The sequence below is a fragment of the uncultured Brachyspira sp. genome, assembly GCF_949287625.1.
Classification (GTDB): Bacteria; Spirochaetota; Brachyspiria; order Brachyspirales; family Brachyspiraceae; genus Brachyspira.
In genome coordinates, this window is record NZ_CASEGO010000026.1 from 1 (window position 1) to 14869 (window position 14869).

The window sequence follows — 14869 nt, forward strand, 5'->3', positions numbered from 1 at the left end:
TATGCAGTCTTTTTGCTTCTTTGGGTCACCAAAAGAAGTGGGGGTGCGGGGGCTAGTCCCCGCAATTATAAATAAAAATAGTTTTGAAACAAGTCTAATTTTAAAATTATAAATACTATGTTTTACATGCTGTATGATTTATTATTTCAGTATATAAATATTTAGTCTTTTGTGAATTGTATCCGAACTTGTCTAGTATATACCTAAACAACTATAGTTTGTCAATTTTTTATCCAACTTTTTCCCGACGCACACCATACTTAACACTACTTCCTGCGGTCGCAGGCGGACTTCTTCAAAGTTGCTGCCAAAGGCACGCTTCGCTAAAGTGCAAGTCTAAAATAATACTAAATAGTACTAATTATGTTTTATATGTAGAATAAATTACTAAATTTAGCCTGAAATATACCCTTTCGCGACTGCGGTCTGTGCCTGCTTCTTTTGTGACGCTGTCCACATCGCTCTGCGTGCCGTAGGCAAGGTGTAGCCCAAATTTCGGGGTATTATCATATATTTAATACATATCTTTAAAATATAAAGTTCTAGCAATTACATTTTTCGTGAAGCGTATCCGAAGGATAAAAACTTTGGCGAAGCCCGTAGGGCGTGTGCATCAAAAAACTCAATAATTCTATATAAAGTGCATCAATTGAGAAAATAAAATTGTTCCAGTATATATAAAAAATATTAAATGCCCCACCACTGAGAAGCATCAGCCTGATATGCCCATCTGTATGCATTATCAGATGTTATCCAAATTTTAGCTAGGCTATTTCCGCCAGTTTGTTTGAATACATAAAGCCCATTAAGAGAATAAACTGCTTCACTATCAAATGATGCGTCTGTATTATTTGTTATATTAACTATGCTGTTAAAATTGGTTTGATATCCGAAGTATTGAACACCCCAGCCGCTATTTGCCGTAACTTTTCCTCCAGTTGGATCCATAGTTCCTACTTGTATATTGTTAGCTATTAATGTTGTACCTGATCCTGTATCTTCTGGTCTTGGTATTACAGGACATACTGTACTTATAGGTGTTTCTATGTATTTTTTATCTACTAAATTATTTGTACCATAAGCTGTAACAGCTACATAATATAAAGCACCATTGTTGAATGTCATTGATGTAGTAGGAACTTGTATCACAAAATTCGTTCTAGTATGATTTGAGCTTATTATAGTTGGATATGTATTATTAGCATTTTGTATAGCATTATCAGGCTGAGTGAATGTTTCTGAAGTTCCAGCATATATATTGAAACCTGCAAAGTCTGAAGCTATTATGCCAGACCAAAAATCTATATATATAGCATTATTACTTGCTATAGCTTTTATATCATAAGGTGAATTATATTCATCAACTACAGTAATAAGTTCTTCGCTGCAAGAATAAAATAAAAAAATTATAGGCACAATAAAAATTAATATCTTTTTCATAAATCAATAACTCAATATATTAGCAGCTGTTTGACGGCAATAATCTACTACTGCACTAGTACCGCTAACACTCCTTACATATATTTTTCCATAATAGGAATTATTACCATCTGTTATTTTTACTAAATATAGTCTGTTTGCTTTTACTTCCAAATCAATATTTCCATATCCATTTTCTGGCGGTACAACAATATCATCTAAAGAACTTCCAGCAATAACCATCATAGAACCATTAGCAGCATTTCTAAAATATAATTTTCCGCCGCTCTCTATTAATGCTGCTAAATCTCTTCCATCTATATTTAAACTATTATTTAGATTTACTGTCTGATTTAATGCTTCAGGTCTTGGAGTACCCATTTTTACAAAATTATCATAATAATAGTAGCTTTCTAATTGAGGAGTTATTTGATAAGATGATACCCAAACATATATAGGTATTCCATTAGGTAAATCTGTATCTTTTAATGTATCTACATCAGTACTGTTAGTGGAATAATATCCTCCTACTTCTATAGTAAATGAATATTTTTTTACAGTTGCAGATTTTAATTCTGTCATAGTTGGAAGAGCTTTTTGCTGATTATATAATCTGTATTTTCTCGGATTTGTACTGTCTCCAAAATATATATTGTATCCGCTGAAAGAAGGTTCATTATTTTGTGCTTCAAACTCTACAACCAATTTATTTTCACCTGGTACCACTTTAGTAATATAAGGCTGATTTAATTCAAGAGTAATTCCTGTAACATCTGGAAGTCCGCATGAAATAGCAAATAGAATAATTGCAGATATAAAAAGTTTTTTAACTATGTTCATACTATGAATTATAATATAAAATATAATTATATCAATACTTATTTGTTGGTACTTCCAAATCCCCCCTCGCCTCTTCGAGTATCTGAAATGGAATTAACTTCTTCAAAATCTATTTTTTCAACTTTAGCAAAAACCATTTGAGCTATTCTGTCTCCATGATTTATTGTAAATGGAGTATCTGTAAGAGAAGCCAATATAATTTTTAATTCTCCCCTATAATCACTATCTATTGTAGCAGGAGAGTTTAGGCAGAATATACCATTTTTTAATGCTAAAGAACTTCGACTTCTGATTTGAGCTTCATAACCTTCTGGTATTTCTATAAAAAGTCCTGTTGGCACTAATACTATATCATTTTTATTTAATGTTATTGGTTTATCTAAATTAGCATGCAAATCCAGTCCAGATGAGCCTTCAGTTTGATATTTAGGCAAAGGATTAGAAGATTTATTAATAATTTTAATTTTAAGCATTATTTTCTCCAATTGCTAATAATTTTTAATATAAAACAATTATATATAAAAAATGAAAAAAATAAAACATAATAAATTATCTAAATAAAAAAGATAATATAAGTATGATTATAAGTGCGGTAATACCTTGTACAAAAGTAGCTAAAGTTCTAGCCTTGTATGCATCTTTTACTTTTAATCCGGATAATTCAACAACTATCCAAAAATAACTATCATTAGCATGCGAAGCTATCATAGAACCAGCACCTATTGCCATTAATACTAGTATCTGTGATATAGGTGTAGTGAATCCTAATGTATTAAGCAAAGGAGCAAAAAGTGTTGCTACTGTAACAACAGCTATTGTAGATGAACCAAGCATTATTTTTAAAGCAGATGCCATTATAAACGGTAATATTATACCCATATTTAATGAGGCAAATATATGTCCTAACTCTGGTATAATTTTTGCTAGTTCTGTAGATTTTAATACTTCAGCAAAAGCACCGCTTGCACCAACTATTGCAAGTATACTTCCAGATGCTTTTATACCATCTCCTATCCACATAGCTATCTCTTCAGTATTGAATTTATGTGTTAAAAGAAGTGAGAATAGAAAACCTATAAATAATGCCATAGAAGGCTCACCCAAAAATATGAATATATTTTTTATAATACCATCTGACATTTTAAAAGAATCAAATCTTACGATACTTCCAATAGCCATTAATAAAATAGGAACAGCTATTGGTGCTAATGCTTTCCAAGCAGGCGGAAGCCCCCCTATATCACTTATTAAAGTTTCATAAGTAGGAGATTTATCCGGATAATTAGGCTTTTTTATATATTTTGATATAAATATACCATAAATTGCCCCCACTAAAGATGTAGGTATAGCTACTATTAAACCTATAAGAATGATAGTTAATAAATGTGCCTCAAGTCCGAATAGATTAACAACGGCAGCAGGTCCGGGAGTTGGCGGTATTAAGGCATGCGAGGCATAAAGTCCTGTAGACAATGCAACAGATAATGCTACTGGAGAAGCTCCGCTTTTTTTAGCAACAGCTTTTCTTAAAGGTGTAAGTATTAAATATCCAGAGTCACAGAAAACAGGTATTGATACTATAAAACCTAATATGTTCATAGCCAATGCAGGATGAGATTTTCCTACAATTTTTATTACTATTTCACCAAGTTTAAGAGCAGCACCTGACATTTCTAATATATTACCTATAATACTGCCAAGTACTATTATTATACCTACACTTGCCAAAGCATTGCCGAAACCTTTTCCTATTAATGCTGATATTTCTGTTATATAGTTATTATCCTTATTTGTTGGTATATGTAAAGTAAATGCCAAGAATATAGCTACTAAAATCATTGCTATAAATGGATGAACTTTAAACTTAATAGTTAAAATCATTACAACAATTATAGATATTGCTAACATAGCTATTACAAAATAACTAATCATTGAATATCCTTTGATTTATTTATGAAAAAATTAAAATGAAAATATTATGATGTTAATCTTCTTCTGGAACTTCAGCGTAAATATAGCCCTCTTCAAAAAAATCTAATAACTCTTTTTCAGCTTCTTTTGCTATATTTTCCATTCCATCTTCATATTCGATTTCTAGTATAAGATTGGCACCTTGAAATGCACCAAGTCCCATAATATTGAATACACTTTTAGCATCTGCTCTAACACCATTATACAATAGAAATATTCCTATATTAGAGTAGGCACTTTTGCTTGATATTTGTGATAAAACGCCTGCAGGTCTTAGATGCATTCCATTTTTGCTTTTGATTGTAACTACATTTGTTAATGTCATTAATTATCCTGTTGAATTTATTTTATATATTAAGTATAGTATATTTCTTTTTATTTTTCAATAGACTTAATTTTTTACAATGAAAGAAAAGTATAATTAATTTAAAATAATTTATTTTTTTACAAACTATAGTTGTTTAGGTATATATTAATATATAAATATAATCGTGTTTGTATAAACCTGTATTATTTTGTATGTTTTTGATGTAGATTTTAATTTTAATAATGGTATAATATGAAATACAAATAATAATTATTGGAGTTGTTTTATGGGAGTATTAAAGTACGCTATATTGGGGCTTTTAAATCAAAAGAATATGACTGGATATGATATAACTAAAGAGTTTGAAGAGATATTATGTGAATTCTGGAGTGCAAAACATAGTCAAATATATCCAGAATTAAAATCTCTTCATAAACAAGGTATGGTTGAATATAAGATAGAGATATCAGGCACTGTATTAGAAAAGAAATTGTATTCTATTACAGAACTAGGAAGAAATGATTTTATGAAATGGCTTGAATCAAAAATAGATATTCCACCTACATTTAAAGATGAGTTCAGACTGCAGTTATTTTTCTCTGATTGTTTATCAGAACAAACAAGAGAAGAATTGATCATGAATCATCTTGATCAGCATAAAAAAAGACTTGAATATTTAAAAAATAGTCAGAAAAAATTTAATGGAAGTATACCTGAAAAAAATACAAATGCTTTCAGCGATTATTTAGTTCTTATGGGTGCTATTATGCGTGAGGAAAACACATGCAGATGGCTTGAAAAATGCCTAGAATTATGTAAAAAATAATAATAAAATCTGCATTAGAATTATTTAGAAAACTATTGACAAATAATTTTAATAAACATTATAGTTTTTATATATAACTAAACAATTATATTTTGTCAAAAAATTAATTTATAGAATGGTATAAATTTATATTTATACCATTCTATAAAGACGATATTTTATTTATAATAAATAGTAAGTAATTATAATAAATTTATACACTAATATTCTATAGGAATAATAACCTACGCCTATTATAATTCCTGTTGTTATTAGTCTATTAAAGTGTACCCATAATATATCTTGTCCAAGCTTAGCTATTCCAAGAGCGGGTAATGCCCAGAAAGGTTGAATTATATTATTATAACTATCACTATAAGCTATAGCCATTGCAGTTTTGGCAGGATCAACACCTATTAATTGTCCTTTAGGATTATTATAGGATTTTGAAAATCCCGTTGTTTGATGACTGATGATACAAATACAGTAACTATTCCAGCACTGAATAATGTAACCTATTACCAAACCAAATCCCCAGTTAAGTATGCATGCTACATATGATATTCACTAACAAAAATGATTCTATGTAATGGTGTTTTGAGTATATCTGATAATTTTATCAAGTATTTTTTTAAATGGAGGTACTAATACCAATACATGATCCTAACTAAAACTAACACCATCTGCATACATATGCCATTTCTCCAATGAGATACTACCCTTATAAATAATTGTTTGGTTAAAATAATACTGCAATAAATACAATAAAAGTTAATATAGAAGCAAATATATAAGCATCAGGCAAATATTTTTTCATAAATTCTGTAGAAATATATGCCAAACTTTCAAGAGCACCTTTTTATTTTTTTTATAAAAAACTGCTAATTCTATTATTTATACTTTATTATTTGTGAATAAAATATTATTTATAGAACATCTACTTTCTTTAAATTTTCAGATATTATTAATTGAGCTTCAGTATTTGCTTGTATATCTTCTACACTTGAAGTTGAAAATATTTCTACTAGTTCTAAACCTTTATCAGTTACATTCATAACACCTTTTTCTGTTATGATTTTATTTACTTGATTTTTAGCAGTCAAAGGAAGTGTGCAGTTTTTTAATATTTTTTTATTGCCTTTTGCTGTATGTTCCATAGCTACTATAACAACTTTAGAACCTACTACCAAATCCATAGCTCCTCCCATACCTGGAACCATTTTTCCGGGAACCATCCAATTTGCCAAATTACCTTTTTCATCTACTTCCAAAGCTCCAAGTACGGTAACATTAACATGTCCGCCTCTTATTATAGTAAAAGATATTGAGCTATCAAAAAATACTCCTCCTTCTTTAACTGTTGCAAATCCAGCACCTGCATTAGTGATATTTGGATTCTCTTTTCCTTTTTCTGGAGCAGATCCCATACCAAGCATTCCATTTTCTGACTGAAGTATAATATTAATATCTTTGGGTATGTAATTAGCTACTTCTGTAGGAAGACCTATACCCAAATTTACTACATCTCCATCTTTTAGTTCCTGAGCTACTCTTCTTGCAATTATCTCTCTTGTTTTTTCTTTAGTTAATTCAGCCATTTTTATTCTCCTTTAACTATATAATTTACAAATATAGACGGAACGATTATTCTGTTAGGATCCAAACATCCGTCAATTATTTCTTTTACTTCTACAATAGTGATATAACTTGCCATAGCCATTAGAGGATTAAAATTTCTAGTTGTTCCATCATAGGATAAGTTACCGTATTTATCAGCATAATCAGCATATATTATGGCAATATCTGCATGTATAGCTTCTTCAAGTATATAATCTTTGCCTTGAACTTTTACAATTTGTTTGTTTTCTTCTACTATAGTACCCAATCCTGTAGGAGTTAAAATACCTCCAAGTCCTGCTCCAGCTGCTCTTATGCATTCGGCCAAACTTCCCTGAGGCATTAAAGTAATATCAATTTCTTTGTTATTCATTTGTTTTCCTGTTTCAGGATTTGTTCCGATATGAGAAGTTATTACTTTTGAAATTTGTTTGTTTACGATTAGTTTTCCATAACTTCTGTCTGGAAAAGCTGTATCATTAGCAATTAATGTTAAATTTTTTATGTTTTTTGTTGCTAGTAAATCTATAATACCGACAGCAGAACCGCATGCTAAAAATCCGCCAAACATAATTCTTGAACCGTCTTTAATAAAATTACAAGCCTCTTCTTTTGAAATTATTTTAGCCATAATCAATCCTTTTATAATTTTATTTTTTAAAATATTTTTATTAAATGTTTTTAGTATTTTTTTTATGCCAGTCTTTGTTGTAGCGATGTTCATTTACGAATAGAACCAATATGATTGTAAGAAAAGCAATACCTGCAAACACAATATAGGCATATCTTAAATTTCCTGTTAAATTTAGTACTATGCCATTTACTGCAAAACATAAAGAAGTAATAAAACCTTGAATAGGGAATATAACACTATTAACCTTATCAAATCCATGTCTTCCAAATATTGATGTAGGAAGCGAAGTAGTAAAGTTTGCTGATCCTCCGATAGCCATACCTATCATAAATATTGAAAGATATATACCTATCTTTGTTTCAGTTACATTTGATAGTAAAGCGATAATATACCAAATGCCAAACAGTATCATCGTTTTTTTGGTACCAAGTTTATCATCTATAATACCTATTATAAAAGATCCTACTGTACCTATACAAGCTAATAATGTCATTATTGAAATAGCCTGAACTTCTGTAAATCCCAATGACATATTTCTAACAACTAACTGACTCATAACACCAACAGAACAAATTTGAAAAAATCCAGTAGTTATGGCAGCAAGCCATAATTCTTTTACTTTTAAAAGAGAAATTATAGTCCAGCCTCCGTCATCTTCAGCATCAGTATGATATTCATTTTTATAAACTTCATCAGATACATTGTCCGGATTCATACCTCTTTCTTTTGGGGTATTTCTTATAAATAATAAACCTAATATTCCTAGAAAAATACAGCAAACAGCAGGAGCAATAACACCTTTTTGTATTCCAAAACTGCCTACTAAAATAGATATGATATGTACATAAAACGCTGAAGCCAAGTTATGCCCCATTGTTGTAATACCCATGACTATACCTTTTTTCTTAGGAAACCATTGGGCAACAAGCGTACCTCCAGAAATATAACCTGCTGACATTATACCGCCTGCAACAAAACTCATAGCTATTGTATATGTTATGATATTATTGGCATTTCCTATAAATATGTAGCCTATGCCGGCAATTATAGAAAATATACCAGATGTCATTCTGGCACCTATTTTTCTATTTATTTGTCCTATGATAATAAAGAATACAACTCCTACTATTCCTGCTATAGAGTTCATATTTAAAATTGTACCCGGTTTTTCTGAAAGACGTGCTGCTACGGCTGGAGAAGTAATATTGGAACCGTCATTTACAAATCCAACATAAAACCAAAACATTAATAGACAATAAATAATAGTTATCCAGCCTGCTTTACCAAAATTTATTATAGAATTTGCAGATTTCATTTTACACTTCCTTAAATTAAATTGTAATTTTTTGATTGATTAAATAAGTTATAGATTTATTAAATTAGTGAAAATAAAAAAATTTAGATAAAATACCCCTTAAGACTAATCATATATAATTAATCTAAAACAGTTATTTTAATGTTTTTAATAAACACTATTAGATAATAAAAAATAATGAAAAATATTTTTTACTTACAAATCAATCAATATCCTCATACAAGAGGTCATCCAAATCTGCAGCACCCTCTTTTAAATATTCTCCTTTTATATTACATACTGGGCAATTACCAAATTCATCTTGATACTCTGGAATTAAATCTATTGAATATTTAAATAATTTGCCACATTTCGGACATTTGTAATAAAAATATAAAGCTCCCCAACTCATACTATAATTATTTTAAACCTAATATCTGACGTGCTTCTTCTGAAGTAGCTGCTTCTCTTCCAAATAATTCTATTGCTTTTTTTGCTCTTTCTACAAACTGAACATTACTTTCTGCTAATTTTCCTTTACTGAACATAACATTATCTTCCATTCCAACTCTTATATGTCCGCCCATAGCTATAGCAGCATACATTATTTCCATAGCACTATGACCTACACCAAAACATGACCAAGTGGAATTAGGGCATAATTGTTCCATAGTCTCTTTCATAAATACCAAATTTTTTACAGAACCAGTTATACCATTAGCACAGCCCATACAAAATTGGAAGTGTAAAGGAGCTTTCAAAACTTCTTTTTTCAAATAATATGCTGCATTTGCTATCATACCTGGGTCAAATACTTCTATTTCTGGTTTTACATTATTTTCTTTCATAGTTTTTGCGAGCTCTTCTAAAAATGCAGGAGAATTAATAAAAAGTCCGCTGTTTAACCAGTTCATAGATCCGCAGTCATATGAAGCCATTTCAGGTTTAATTTCTTTTAAATGAATTTGACGTGTTTCATCTGTAGCATTAAGATCTCCAGAAGTTGTAAGATTAAGTATTATATCGCAGTCTTTATATGAACGAATAAGTTCTACAGTTTTTTTGAATTTTTCTTTATCCATAGTACCATTGCCATTATCATCACGCATATGCAAATGTGCTACAGCAGCTCCTGCTTTCCAGCATTCATATACATCTTTAGCTATTTCTTCAGGGGTTATAGGTACTGCAGGATTATTTTCTTTTTTTGGCCATGCTCCTGTTGGGGCAATGGTTATAATAGTTTTATTTTTTAAAGATTTATTTTCCATTGTTATTTTCCTTTAGTTATTTTTAATTTATACAGTAAAAAATTATAAATTATCAAGGCATTACAAAATGTAACATCTTGAAATTTAGGGATATTATATCTAATTATCTGCTTTGAACACCTGTACCGCAGTATAAATAAGTTCTGTCTGGTACATCGTTTATATCATTTTCATCTATTTCAGCTACACATCTAGCCATAGAACCATCACCCATATACCATCTTAATGGGAAACAATAAAATCTAAAGCGTTTTCCTGATACTTTATCCAAATCTCCGCCTAAGTTTTCAACTCCTACTATACCATGACCTAACATCATTTTATGGCAAGGCTCCCAAGTTCCCCAGCAGCCTATTTTTTCTAACTCACCAAATTTTTTGTCATACGCTTCTTTACCATGTATTCTTATGTACTCATCTTTGTCAAATTCAGCATAAGCCTCTTCGCCGAATAATTCTTTATACTCTTCTGTTATAGGTCTTCCAGAAGCACCTAACAAATTCATGCGAGTCATACCGTTATTGCCCATAGCAGTATGCAAAGGGTGATCCAATGCCTGCATATCCATAGCAACACATTTTACTTTATGATCTACAAACCATTTTCCAGCTTCTATACCAGTACCGCATGAATAATGATAATATTCTTTAGAGTCATCAAATTTACGATGCATACCAGTATTTAAACAAACTACCATACCTTCTAATTCACTAGGTTTTATATTAGCTCTTTTACAAGCATCTTCCAAATGTTCTCCAGTAATTAATCCCCAGCGAGGAACTTTTATTTCTAAACATACTGCATCGCCAGTATAAGCATCGATAGGCATTTCATGTGTATATCTAGCTCTTTTACCATCAAATTCTACTTCCATTACATGTCTAGGAGCATCGCAGTGAGTACCTGTATGCATAGTGCAGCCTATATATTGAGTTAATACTCCGCCTTTAGCCATAGTATGTTTACTGTCTATTAAAGGTTTGTCAAAATATGGCCATCGTGGAATTTCAGCACTGAAAGGATGTGTTAAGTCTACAAAAATTTTTTTACCCATAGGTAACCTCCGTTTATTTTTTATATATTTTTTTATTTATTATTAATTTTATTTGTTGTATATCATTTTTATTAAATATTCATTTAAAGCTGATTTTGATTTTTCTATATCTTCTTTTGTCCAAGTTTGGAAACCTTTACCTGTTTTGAATCCTAAGTTTCCTGCATCACATAATTCTTTTAGTAAAGGAGAAGGATTATGTGAATCACATAAATGTTTTAATACATAGTCATGAATGTTATAAGTTAAATCTGTACCAACCATATCAGCATTTTCCATAGGAGCCAATTGAGGAAGTCTTAAACCAAAACTATATTTAACAGCTTCATCTACAGTTTTAGCATCAGCTATGCCTTGTTCAACTATATATATTGCTTCACGCCATAATGCATGCTGCATTCTATTTGCTATAAAACCAGGTACATCTTTTTGCATATAACAGGTTTTTTACCAACTTCTTTTAAGATATTATAAACAGAATTAGCTACTTCATCACTTGAATAATCAGATTTTACTACTTCTACTAATGGAATTAAAAATGCAGGATTCCAAAAGTGAGTACCAACTAATCTTTCTTTATGATTAAGTTTTTTAGATATTTCTGTCGGACTCATAACAGACGTGTTTGTACAAAAATAAGTTTCTTTGCTTACAATTTTTTCTAATTCAGCAAATAAGTCCTGTTTCATTTCCATGACTTCAAGTACGCATTCTATTACCATATCAGCATTTTTTACTCCGTCAGAATTAATATCCTGAGTAAATTTTATTCTTGATAAACGTTCTTGAATTTCTTCTTCTGTTACTATTTGTTTATCTTTTAAAGCGGTCATATTCTGAGTTATACCTGCATGTACATCTACAGGAAATTTATCGTATATTGTAATATTCAAATCTTTTTTAGATGAAAATACTTGAGCAATACCTTTACCCATCATACCGCCGCCACATATTAATATATTTTTTATATCTTTCATTTTTATTTCCTACAATTATTTATTTTAATCAAATTAATTAAAATAACTGATTAAAACTGAAGTATTATTAAAAATATATGCTTCAATTAATATTTTAATTAGCCCAATATCCGCCGTCAGTAGCGATATTAGCTCCTGTCATAAAATCACTGGCACTGGAAGCTAAAAATATACAAGGTCCTACAAAATCTTCAGGTTCACCAAGACGTCCTATAGGCAAACGTTTTAAGAAATTTTTATAAACGGCACTTTCAGGATCAAACATCCATTCTGTTAAATCTGAACGGAACACTGTTGGATTTATTGTATTTACATTTATTTTATATTTAGCAGTCCATTCGCATGCCAAAGATTGTGCCATTAAATCTATTCCAGCTTTAGCAGTACAATAACCAGTATAATTTGCCATACCCATTTTTGATCTTGCTGATGAAACCATTATTACTTTTCCGCCTTTACCTTGCTCTATCATTTGTTTGCCTGCATATTTGCAATAAAGCCAAGTACCCTGAACATCAGAATCCATTATCTTTTTCCACATTGATAATTCTTGTTCTACTATAGGCTGAGGATTATTATATCCAGCAGAAGTTACTAATACGTTTATTTCTTTAAATTTATTCACTGTATCATTAACAACTTTAATAACATCTTCCTCTTTTGCAGGATCTCCTATAGAATATCCGCATTCCATGCCCTCAGCAGCAAGTTCCTCACATAGTTTTTTACAGGTTTCTTCTTTACGTCCTGTAACCATAACTTTCATTCCAGCCAAACCATATCCGAAACATACAGCTCTGCCTAATGCTCCAGTTGCACCTGTTATTAGTGCTACTTTTCCTTTTACATCAAATAATTTATTTATAAAATCTTTATTAACCATAAATATAATCTCCTTAAAATAAATTTGGATAATTAATAATTACCAGCATTCTAGCTGGAAGTTTGCTCTTATTTTCAAGATAACGTCCCTCATTTGGAGGGAAAGATATAGACTCATCTTTATGTATAACATATTCGTTACCATCTTTATCTCTAACTGTCATTTCCCCTTCCAAAACATAGTAAACTTTTTCTAAAGGATTATCCTCATAAGCATAGTCAGCACCTCCTCCCGGCAAAAAAATACTCATGCCAACCCAAAATTTACTTGCCCCTGTTTCATCTTTACCATGATAGCGCATACAAGTGCAGCCATGATGACCTAAGGCTTCATAAGAAGATAGGCTTTCTATTGTTCTTTTTATCATTATTTACCTCCGATTTTTATGTTTTTATATACTCTTGTTAGCTTTTTATGTTATTATAAGTTTTTTAATTATTTATTCAATTAGTTACAAATTTACTATATAATCACTATATAGTAAGTATATAGTTACTATATAGTAATCATATTTAGTTATATAGTGTTTTTTATATGTTTAATATATTAATTATTGTTTTATATAATTATTCAATATGAAATTATATAATTTATTTATTGATATAGTGAAAATACATTATAATATATTTACATACAACTATAGTTACTAATAAGTTACTTAATAACTAAAAAGATATCTCTTTTTTTTATTTATTTATAGTTTATAATCCAATTAGTAACAGTTATATTATAAAATGGAGGTACTGTATATTATGAACCCAGTTAATCCTTATCTGTATGCTATGAAGATTATTTCTGGTAAGTGGAAAACAACTATTTTGCATCACATACATGCTAATGGTTATATAAGATTTAATCAAACTAAAAAAACTTTGCCAATTTCAGAAAAAGTATTGTCACAGCAGCTTAAAGAATTAGAAAAAGACGGACTAGTTGAGCGTATACAATATCAAGTTATGCATCTAAAAGTAAAATACATACTTACTCCAATAGGGCAGGAATTAATACCAGCCTTGGATATTATTTATATATGGAGCATAAAAAGAATGCATGAACGTAATATACCGATAGATCCTGACGCTTTTGATGTTCATAAAGATAAAAAATATATTGAAGAGTTGGGGGCAATAATGAAAGCCAATAAAGTTTCTGCAAGAAGGAGAAAAAAGAAAAAAAACTGATAATTAATCTATACTTCTTCTATATATGGTGTGCAGTATTATGTAAATGCACACCATAATTTAATATACTTGTTTAAAAACTAATTTTATTTATAATTGTGGGAGCTAGCCCCGCCGCTTTGTGTACTTTGTAACACCCCAACTTTTTTTTGCGACCGAAGGAAGTCATGTGGGTTGGCAGAGGCACAGCCCGCAGTCACAAAAAACTGAATATTTATATACTAAAATAATAAATTATACAACATTGTGTTTTATAATTTTTGAATTAAATAATCTGATAGTTAATTTTGTCAATTAGTTTTTAAATATGCACAAACTGTTTTAAAATATATTCTGATATTAAAACTGAAATTTTGAACATAGAAGATTTTATTTCAAGTTCTTTCTGATTTAATATTGAATCTATTGAAGAATAAAAAAGTAAATGGGGTTATAAATTTAGAGTTTCAATAAAGTTTTAATTTGTTGTTCTTATCATTTATAAATATTTAATTTTATGTTTTATTTTTTTATATTCTAAACAATTATATTTTATCATTTTTACGGTATCTTTTTTAATATCATTTATTTACTAATATTTAATATCAGTAAAACCTTTTTTTATATAGAATTCATG

Annotated in this window: 18 protein-coding genes; 2 read left to right on the forward strand and 16 right to left on the reverse strand. The window is 29.8% G+C overall.

All coding sequences use genetic code 11. The annotated features are described in order from the left end of the window. Positions 1–687 precede the first annotated feature (687 nt). The 5 genes from Q1X91_RS05935 to Q1X91_RS05955 form a co-directional block, all read right to left on the reverse strand. Positions 688–1440: a hypothetical protein gene (locus tag Q1X91_RS05935; RefSeq protein WP_300754413.1), complete on the reverse strand. Its 753-nt coding sequence runs from the start codon at positions 1438–1440 to the stop codon at positions 688–690. Positions 1441–1443: 3 nt separating this feature from the next. Next, positions 1444–2259 (reverse strand): hypothetical protein, encoded by an 816-nt coding sequence (locus Q1X91_RS05940; protein ID WP_300754415.1) that lies wholly within the window; start codon positions 2257–2259, stop codon positions 1444–1446. Between the two features lie 38 nt (positions 2260–2297). Next, positions 2298–2732 carry a dUTP diphosphatase gene (gene dut, locus Q1X91_RS05945; RefSeq protein ID WP_300754416.1) on the reverse strand — a complete coding sequence of 145 codons (435 nt, stop codon included), beginning with the start codon at positions 2730–2732 and terminating at the stop codon, positions 2298–2300. A gap of 76 nt (positions 2733–2808) precedes the next feature. Then, positions 2809–4191, reverse strand: coding sequence for a GntP family permease (locus Q1X91_RS05950; protein WP_300754419.1), 1383 nt, complete (start codon positions 4189–4191; stop codon positions 2809–2811). Between the two features lie 52 nt (positions 4192–4243). After that, positions 4244–4555 carry an HPr family phosphocarrier protein gene (locus Q1X91_RS05955; RefSeq protein ID WP_020006070.1) on the reverse strand — a complete coding sequence of 104 codons (312 nt, stop codon included), beginning with the start codon at positions 4553–4555 and terminating at the stop codon, positions 4244–4246. A 268-nt stretch (positions 4556–4823) separates the two neighbouring features. Here Q1X91_RS05955 and Q1X91_RS05960 point away from each other — a divergent pair, with 268 nt between their 5' ends. Next, positions 4824–5363, forward strand: coding sequence for a PadR family transcriptional regulator (locus tag Q1X91_RS05960; RefSeq protein WP_300754423.1), 540 nt, complete (start codon positions 4824–4826; stop codon positions 5361–5363). Between the two features lie 162 nt (positions 5364–5525). Here Q1X91_RS05960 and Q1X91_RS05965 read toward each other — a convergent pair whose 3' ends face one another. The 11 genes from Q1X91_RS05965 to Q1X91_RS06015 form a co-directional block, all read right to left on the reverse strand. After that, the gene (locus Q1X91_RS05965; protein ID WP_300754426.1) at positions 5526–5867 is read right to left on the reverse strand and encodes a TIGR00366 family protein; all 342 of its coding nucleotides are present in this window, start codon (positions 5865–5867) and stop codon (positions 5526–5528) included. A gap of 401 nt (positions 5868–6268) precedes the next feature. Next, on the reverse strand, positions 6269–6940 hold the full coding sequence (locus Q1X91_RS05970) for a 3-oxoacid CoA-transferase subunit B (RefSeq protein ID WP_300754429.1): 672 nt from the start codon (positions 6938–6940) through the stop codon (positions 6269–6271). A 2-nt stretch (positions 6941–6942) separates the two neighbouring features. Continuing rightward, complete coding sequence (locus Q1X91_RS05975) at positions 6943–7590, reverse strand: CoA transferase subunit A (RefSeq protein ID WP_300754431.1); 648 nt, start codon at positions 7588–7590, stop codon at positions 6943–6945. Positions 7591–7630: 40 nt separating this feature from the next. Further along, on the reverse strand, positions 7631–8908 hold the full coding sequence (locus Q1X91_RS05980; protein ID WP_300754433.1) for a nitrate/nitrite transporter: 1278 nt from the start codon (positions 8906–8908) through the stop codon (positions 7631–7633). A 202-nt stretch (positions 8909–9110) separates the two neighbouring features. After that, complete coding sequence (locus tag Q1X91_RS05985) at positions 9111–9299, reverse strand: hypothetical protein (protein ID WP_300754435.1); 189 nt, start codon at positions 9297–9299, stop codon at positions 9111–9113. A 7-nt stretch (positions 9300–9306) separates the two neighbouring features. After that, complete coding sequence (locus Q1X91_RS05990) at positions 9307–10158, reverse strand: 3-keto-5-aminohexanoate cleavage protein (RefSeq protein ID WP_300754437.1); 852 nt, start codon at positions 10156–10158, stop codon at positions 9307–9309. Between the two features lie 103 nt (positions 10159–10261). Next, the gene (locus Q1X91_RS05995) at positions 10262–11212 is read right to left on the reverse strand and encodes a cyclase family protein (RefSeq protein ID WP_300754440.1); all 951 of its coding nucleotides are present in this window, start codon (positions 11210–11212) and stop codon (positions 10262–10264) included. A gap of 48 nt (positions 11213–11260) precedes the next feature. After that, the gene (locus Q1X91_RS06000) at positions 11261–11647 is read right to left on the reverse strand and encodes a 3-hydroxyacyl-CoA dehydrogenase family protein (RefSeq protein WP_300754444.1); all 387 of its coding nucleotides are present in this window, start codon (positions 11645–11647) and stop codon (positions 11261–11263) included. Further along, positions 11620–12189, reverse strand: coding sequence for a 3-hydroxyacyl-CoA dehydrogenase NAD-binding domain-containing protein (locus Q1X91_RS06005; protein WP_300754446.1), 570 nt, complete (start codon positions 12187–12189; stop codon positions 11620–11622). Before Q1X91_RS06005 ends, Q1X91_RS06000 begins: the two co-directional genes overlap by 28 nt. 94 nt (positions 12190–12283) lie before the next feature. Next, positions 12284–13072 carry an SDR family oxidoreductase gene (locus Q1X91_RS06010; protein ID WP_300754449.1) on the reverse strand — a complete coding sequence of 263 codons (789 nt, stop codon included), beginning with the start codon at positions 13070–13072 and terminating at the stop codon, positions 12284–12286. Between the two features lie 13 nt (positions 13073–13085). Beyond that, on the reverse strand, positions 13086–13439 hold the full coding sequence (locus Q1X91_RS06015; protein ID WP_300754450.1) for a cupin domain-containing protein: 354 nt from the start codon (positions 13437–13439) through the stop codon (positions 13086–13088). A 385-nt stretch (positions 13440–13824) separates the two neighbouring features. Between Q1X91_RS06015 and Q1X91_RS06020 the strand changes: the two genes are divergently transcribed. Next, the gene (locus tag Q1X91_RS06020; protein ID WP_300754453.1) at positions 13825–14253 is read left to right on the forward strand and encodes a helix-turn-helix domain-containing protein; all 429 of its coding nucleotides are present in this window, start codon (positions 13825–13827) and stop codon (positions 14251–14253) included. Positions 14254–14869: the final 616 nt, after the last annotated feature.

Coding starts and splice junctions, on each gene's coding strand:
- Q1X91_RS05935 (WP_300754413.1), bottom strand. CDS start 1,440: ATGAAAAAGATATTAATTTTTATTGTGCCTATAATTTTTTTATTTTAT.
- Q1X91_RS05940 (WP_300754415.1), bottom strand. CDS start 2,259: ATGAACATAGTTAAAAAACTTTTTATATCTGCAATTATTCTATTTGCT.
- dut (WP_300754416.1), bottom strand. CDS start 2,732: ATGCTTAAAATTAAAATTATTAATAAATCTTCTAATCCTTTGCCTAAA.
- Q1X91_RS05950 (WP_300754419.1), bottom strand. CDS start 4,191: ATGATTAGTTATTTTGTAATAGCTATGTTAGCAATATCTATAATTGTT.
- Q1X91_RS05955 (WP_020006070.1), bottom strand. CDS start 4,555: ATGACATTAACAAATGTAGTTACAATCAAAAGCAAAAATGGAATGCAT.
- Q1X91_RS05960 (WP_300754423.1), top strand. CDS start 4,824: ATGGGAGTATTAAAGTACGCTATATTGGGGCTTTTAAATCAAAAGAAT.
- Q1X91_RS05970 (WP_300754429.1), bottom strand. CDS start 6,940: ATGGCTGAATTAACTAAAGAAAAAACAAGAGAGATAATTGCAAGAAGA.
- Q1X91_RS05975 (WP_300754431.1), bottom strand. CDS start 7,590: ATGGCTAAAATAATTTCAAAAGAAGAGGCTTGTAATTTTATTAAAGAC.
- Q1X91_RS05980 (WP_300754433.1), bottom strand. CDS start 8,908: ATGAAATCTGCAAATTCTATAATAAATTTTGGTAAAGCAGGCTGGATA.
- Q1X91_RS05985 (WP_300754435.1), bottom strand. CDS start 9,299: ATGAGTTGGGGAGCTTTATATTTTTATTACAAATGTCCGAAATGTGGC.
- Q1X91_RS05990 (WP_300754437.1), bottom strand. CDS start 10,158: ATGGAAAATAAATCTTTAAAAAATAAAACTATTATAACCATTGCCCCA.
- Q1X91_RS05995 (WP_300754440.1), bottom strand. CDS start 11,212: ATGGGTAAAAAAATTTTTGTAGACTTAACACATCCTTTCAGTGCTGAA.
- Q1X91_RS06000 (WP_300754444.1), bottom strand. CDS start 11,647: ATGCAAAAAGATGTACCTGGTTTTATAGCAAATAGAATGCAGCATGCA.
- Q1X91_RS06005 (WP_300754446.1), bottom strand. CDS start 12,189: ATGAAAGATATAAAAAATATATTAATATGTGGCGGCGGTATGATGGGT.
- Q1X91_RS06010 (WP_300754449.1), bottom strand. CDS start 13,072: ATGGTTAATAAAGATTTTATAAATAAATTATTTGATGTAAAAGGAAAA.
- Q1X91_RS06015 (WP_300754450.1), bottom strand. CDS start 13,439: ATGATAAAAAGAACAATAGAAAGCCTATCTTCTTATGAAGCCTTAGGT.
- Q1X91_RS06020 (WP_300754453.1), top strand. CDS start 13,825: ATGAACCCAGTTAATCCTTATCTGTATGCTATGAAGATTATTTCTGGT.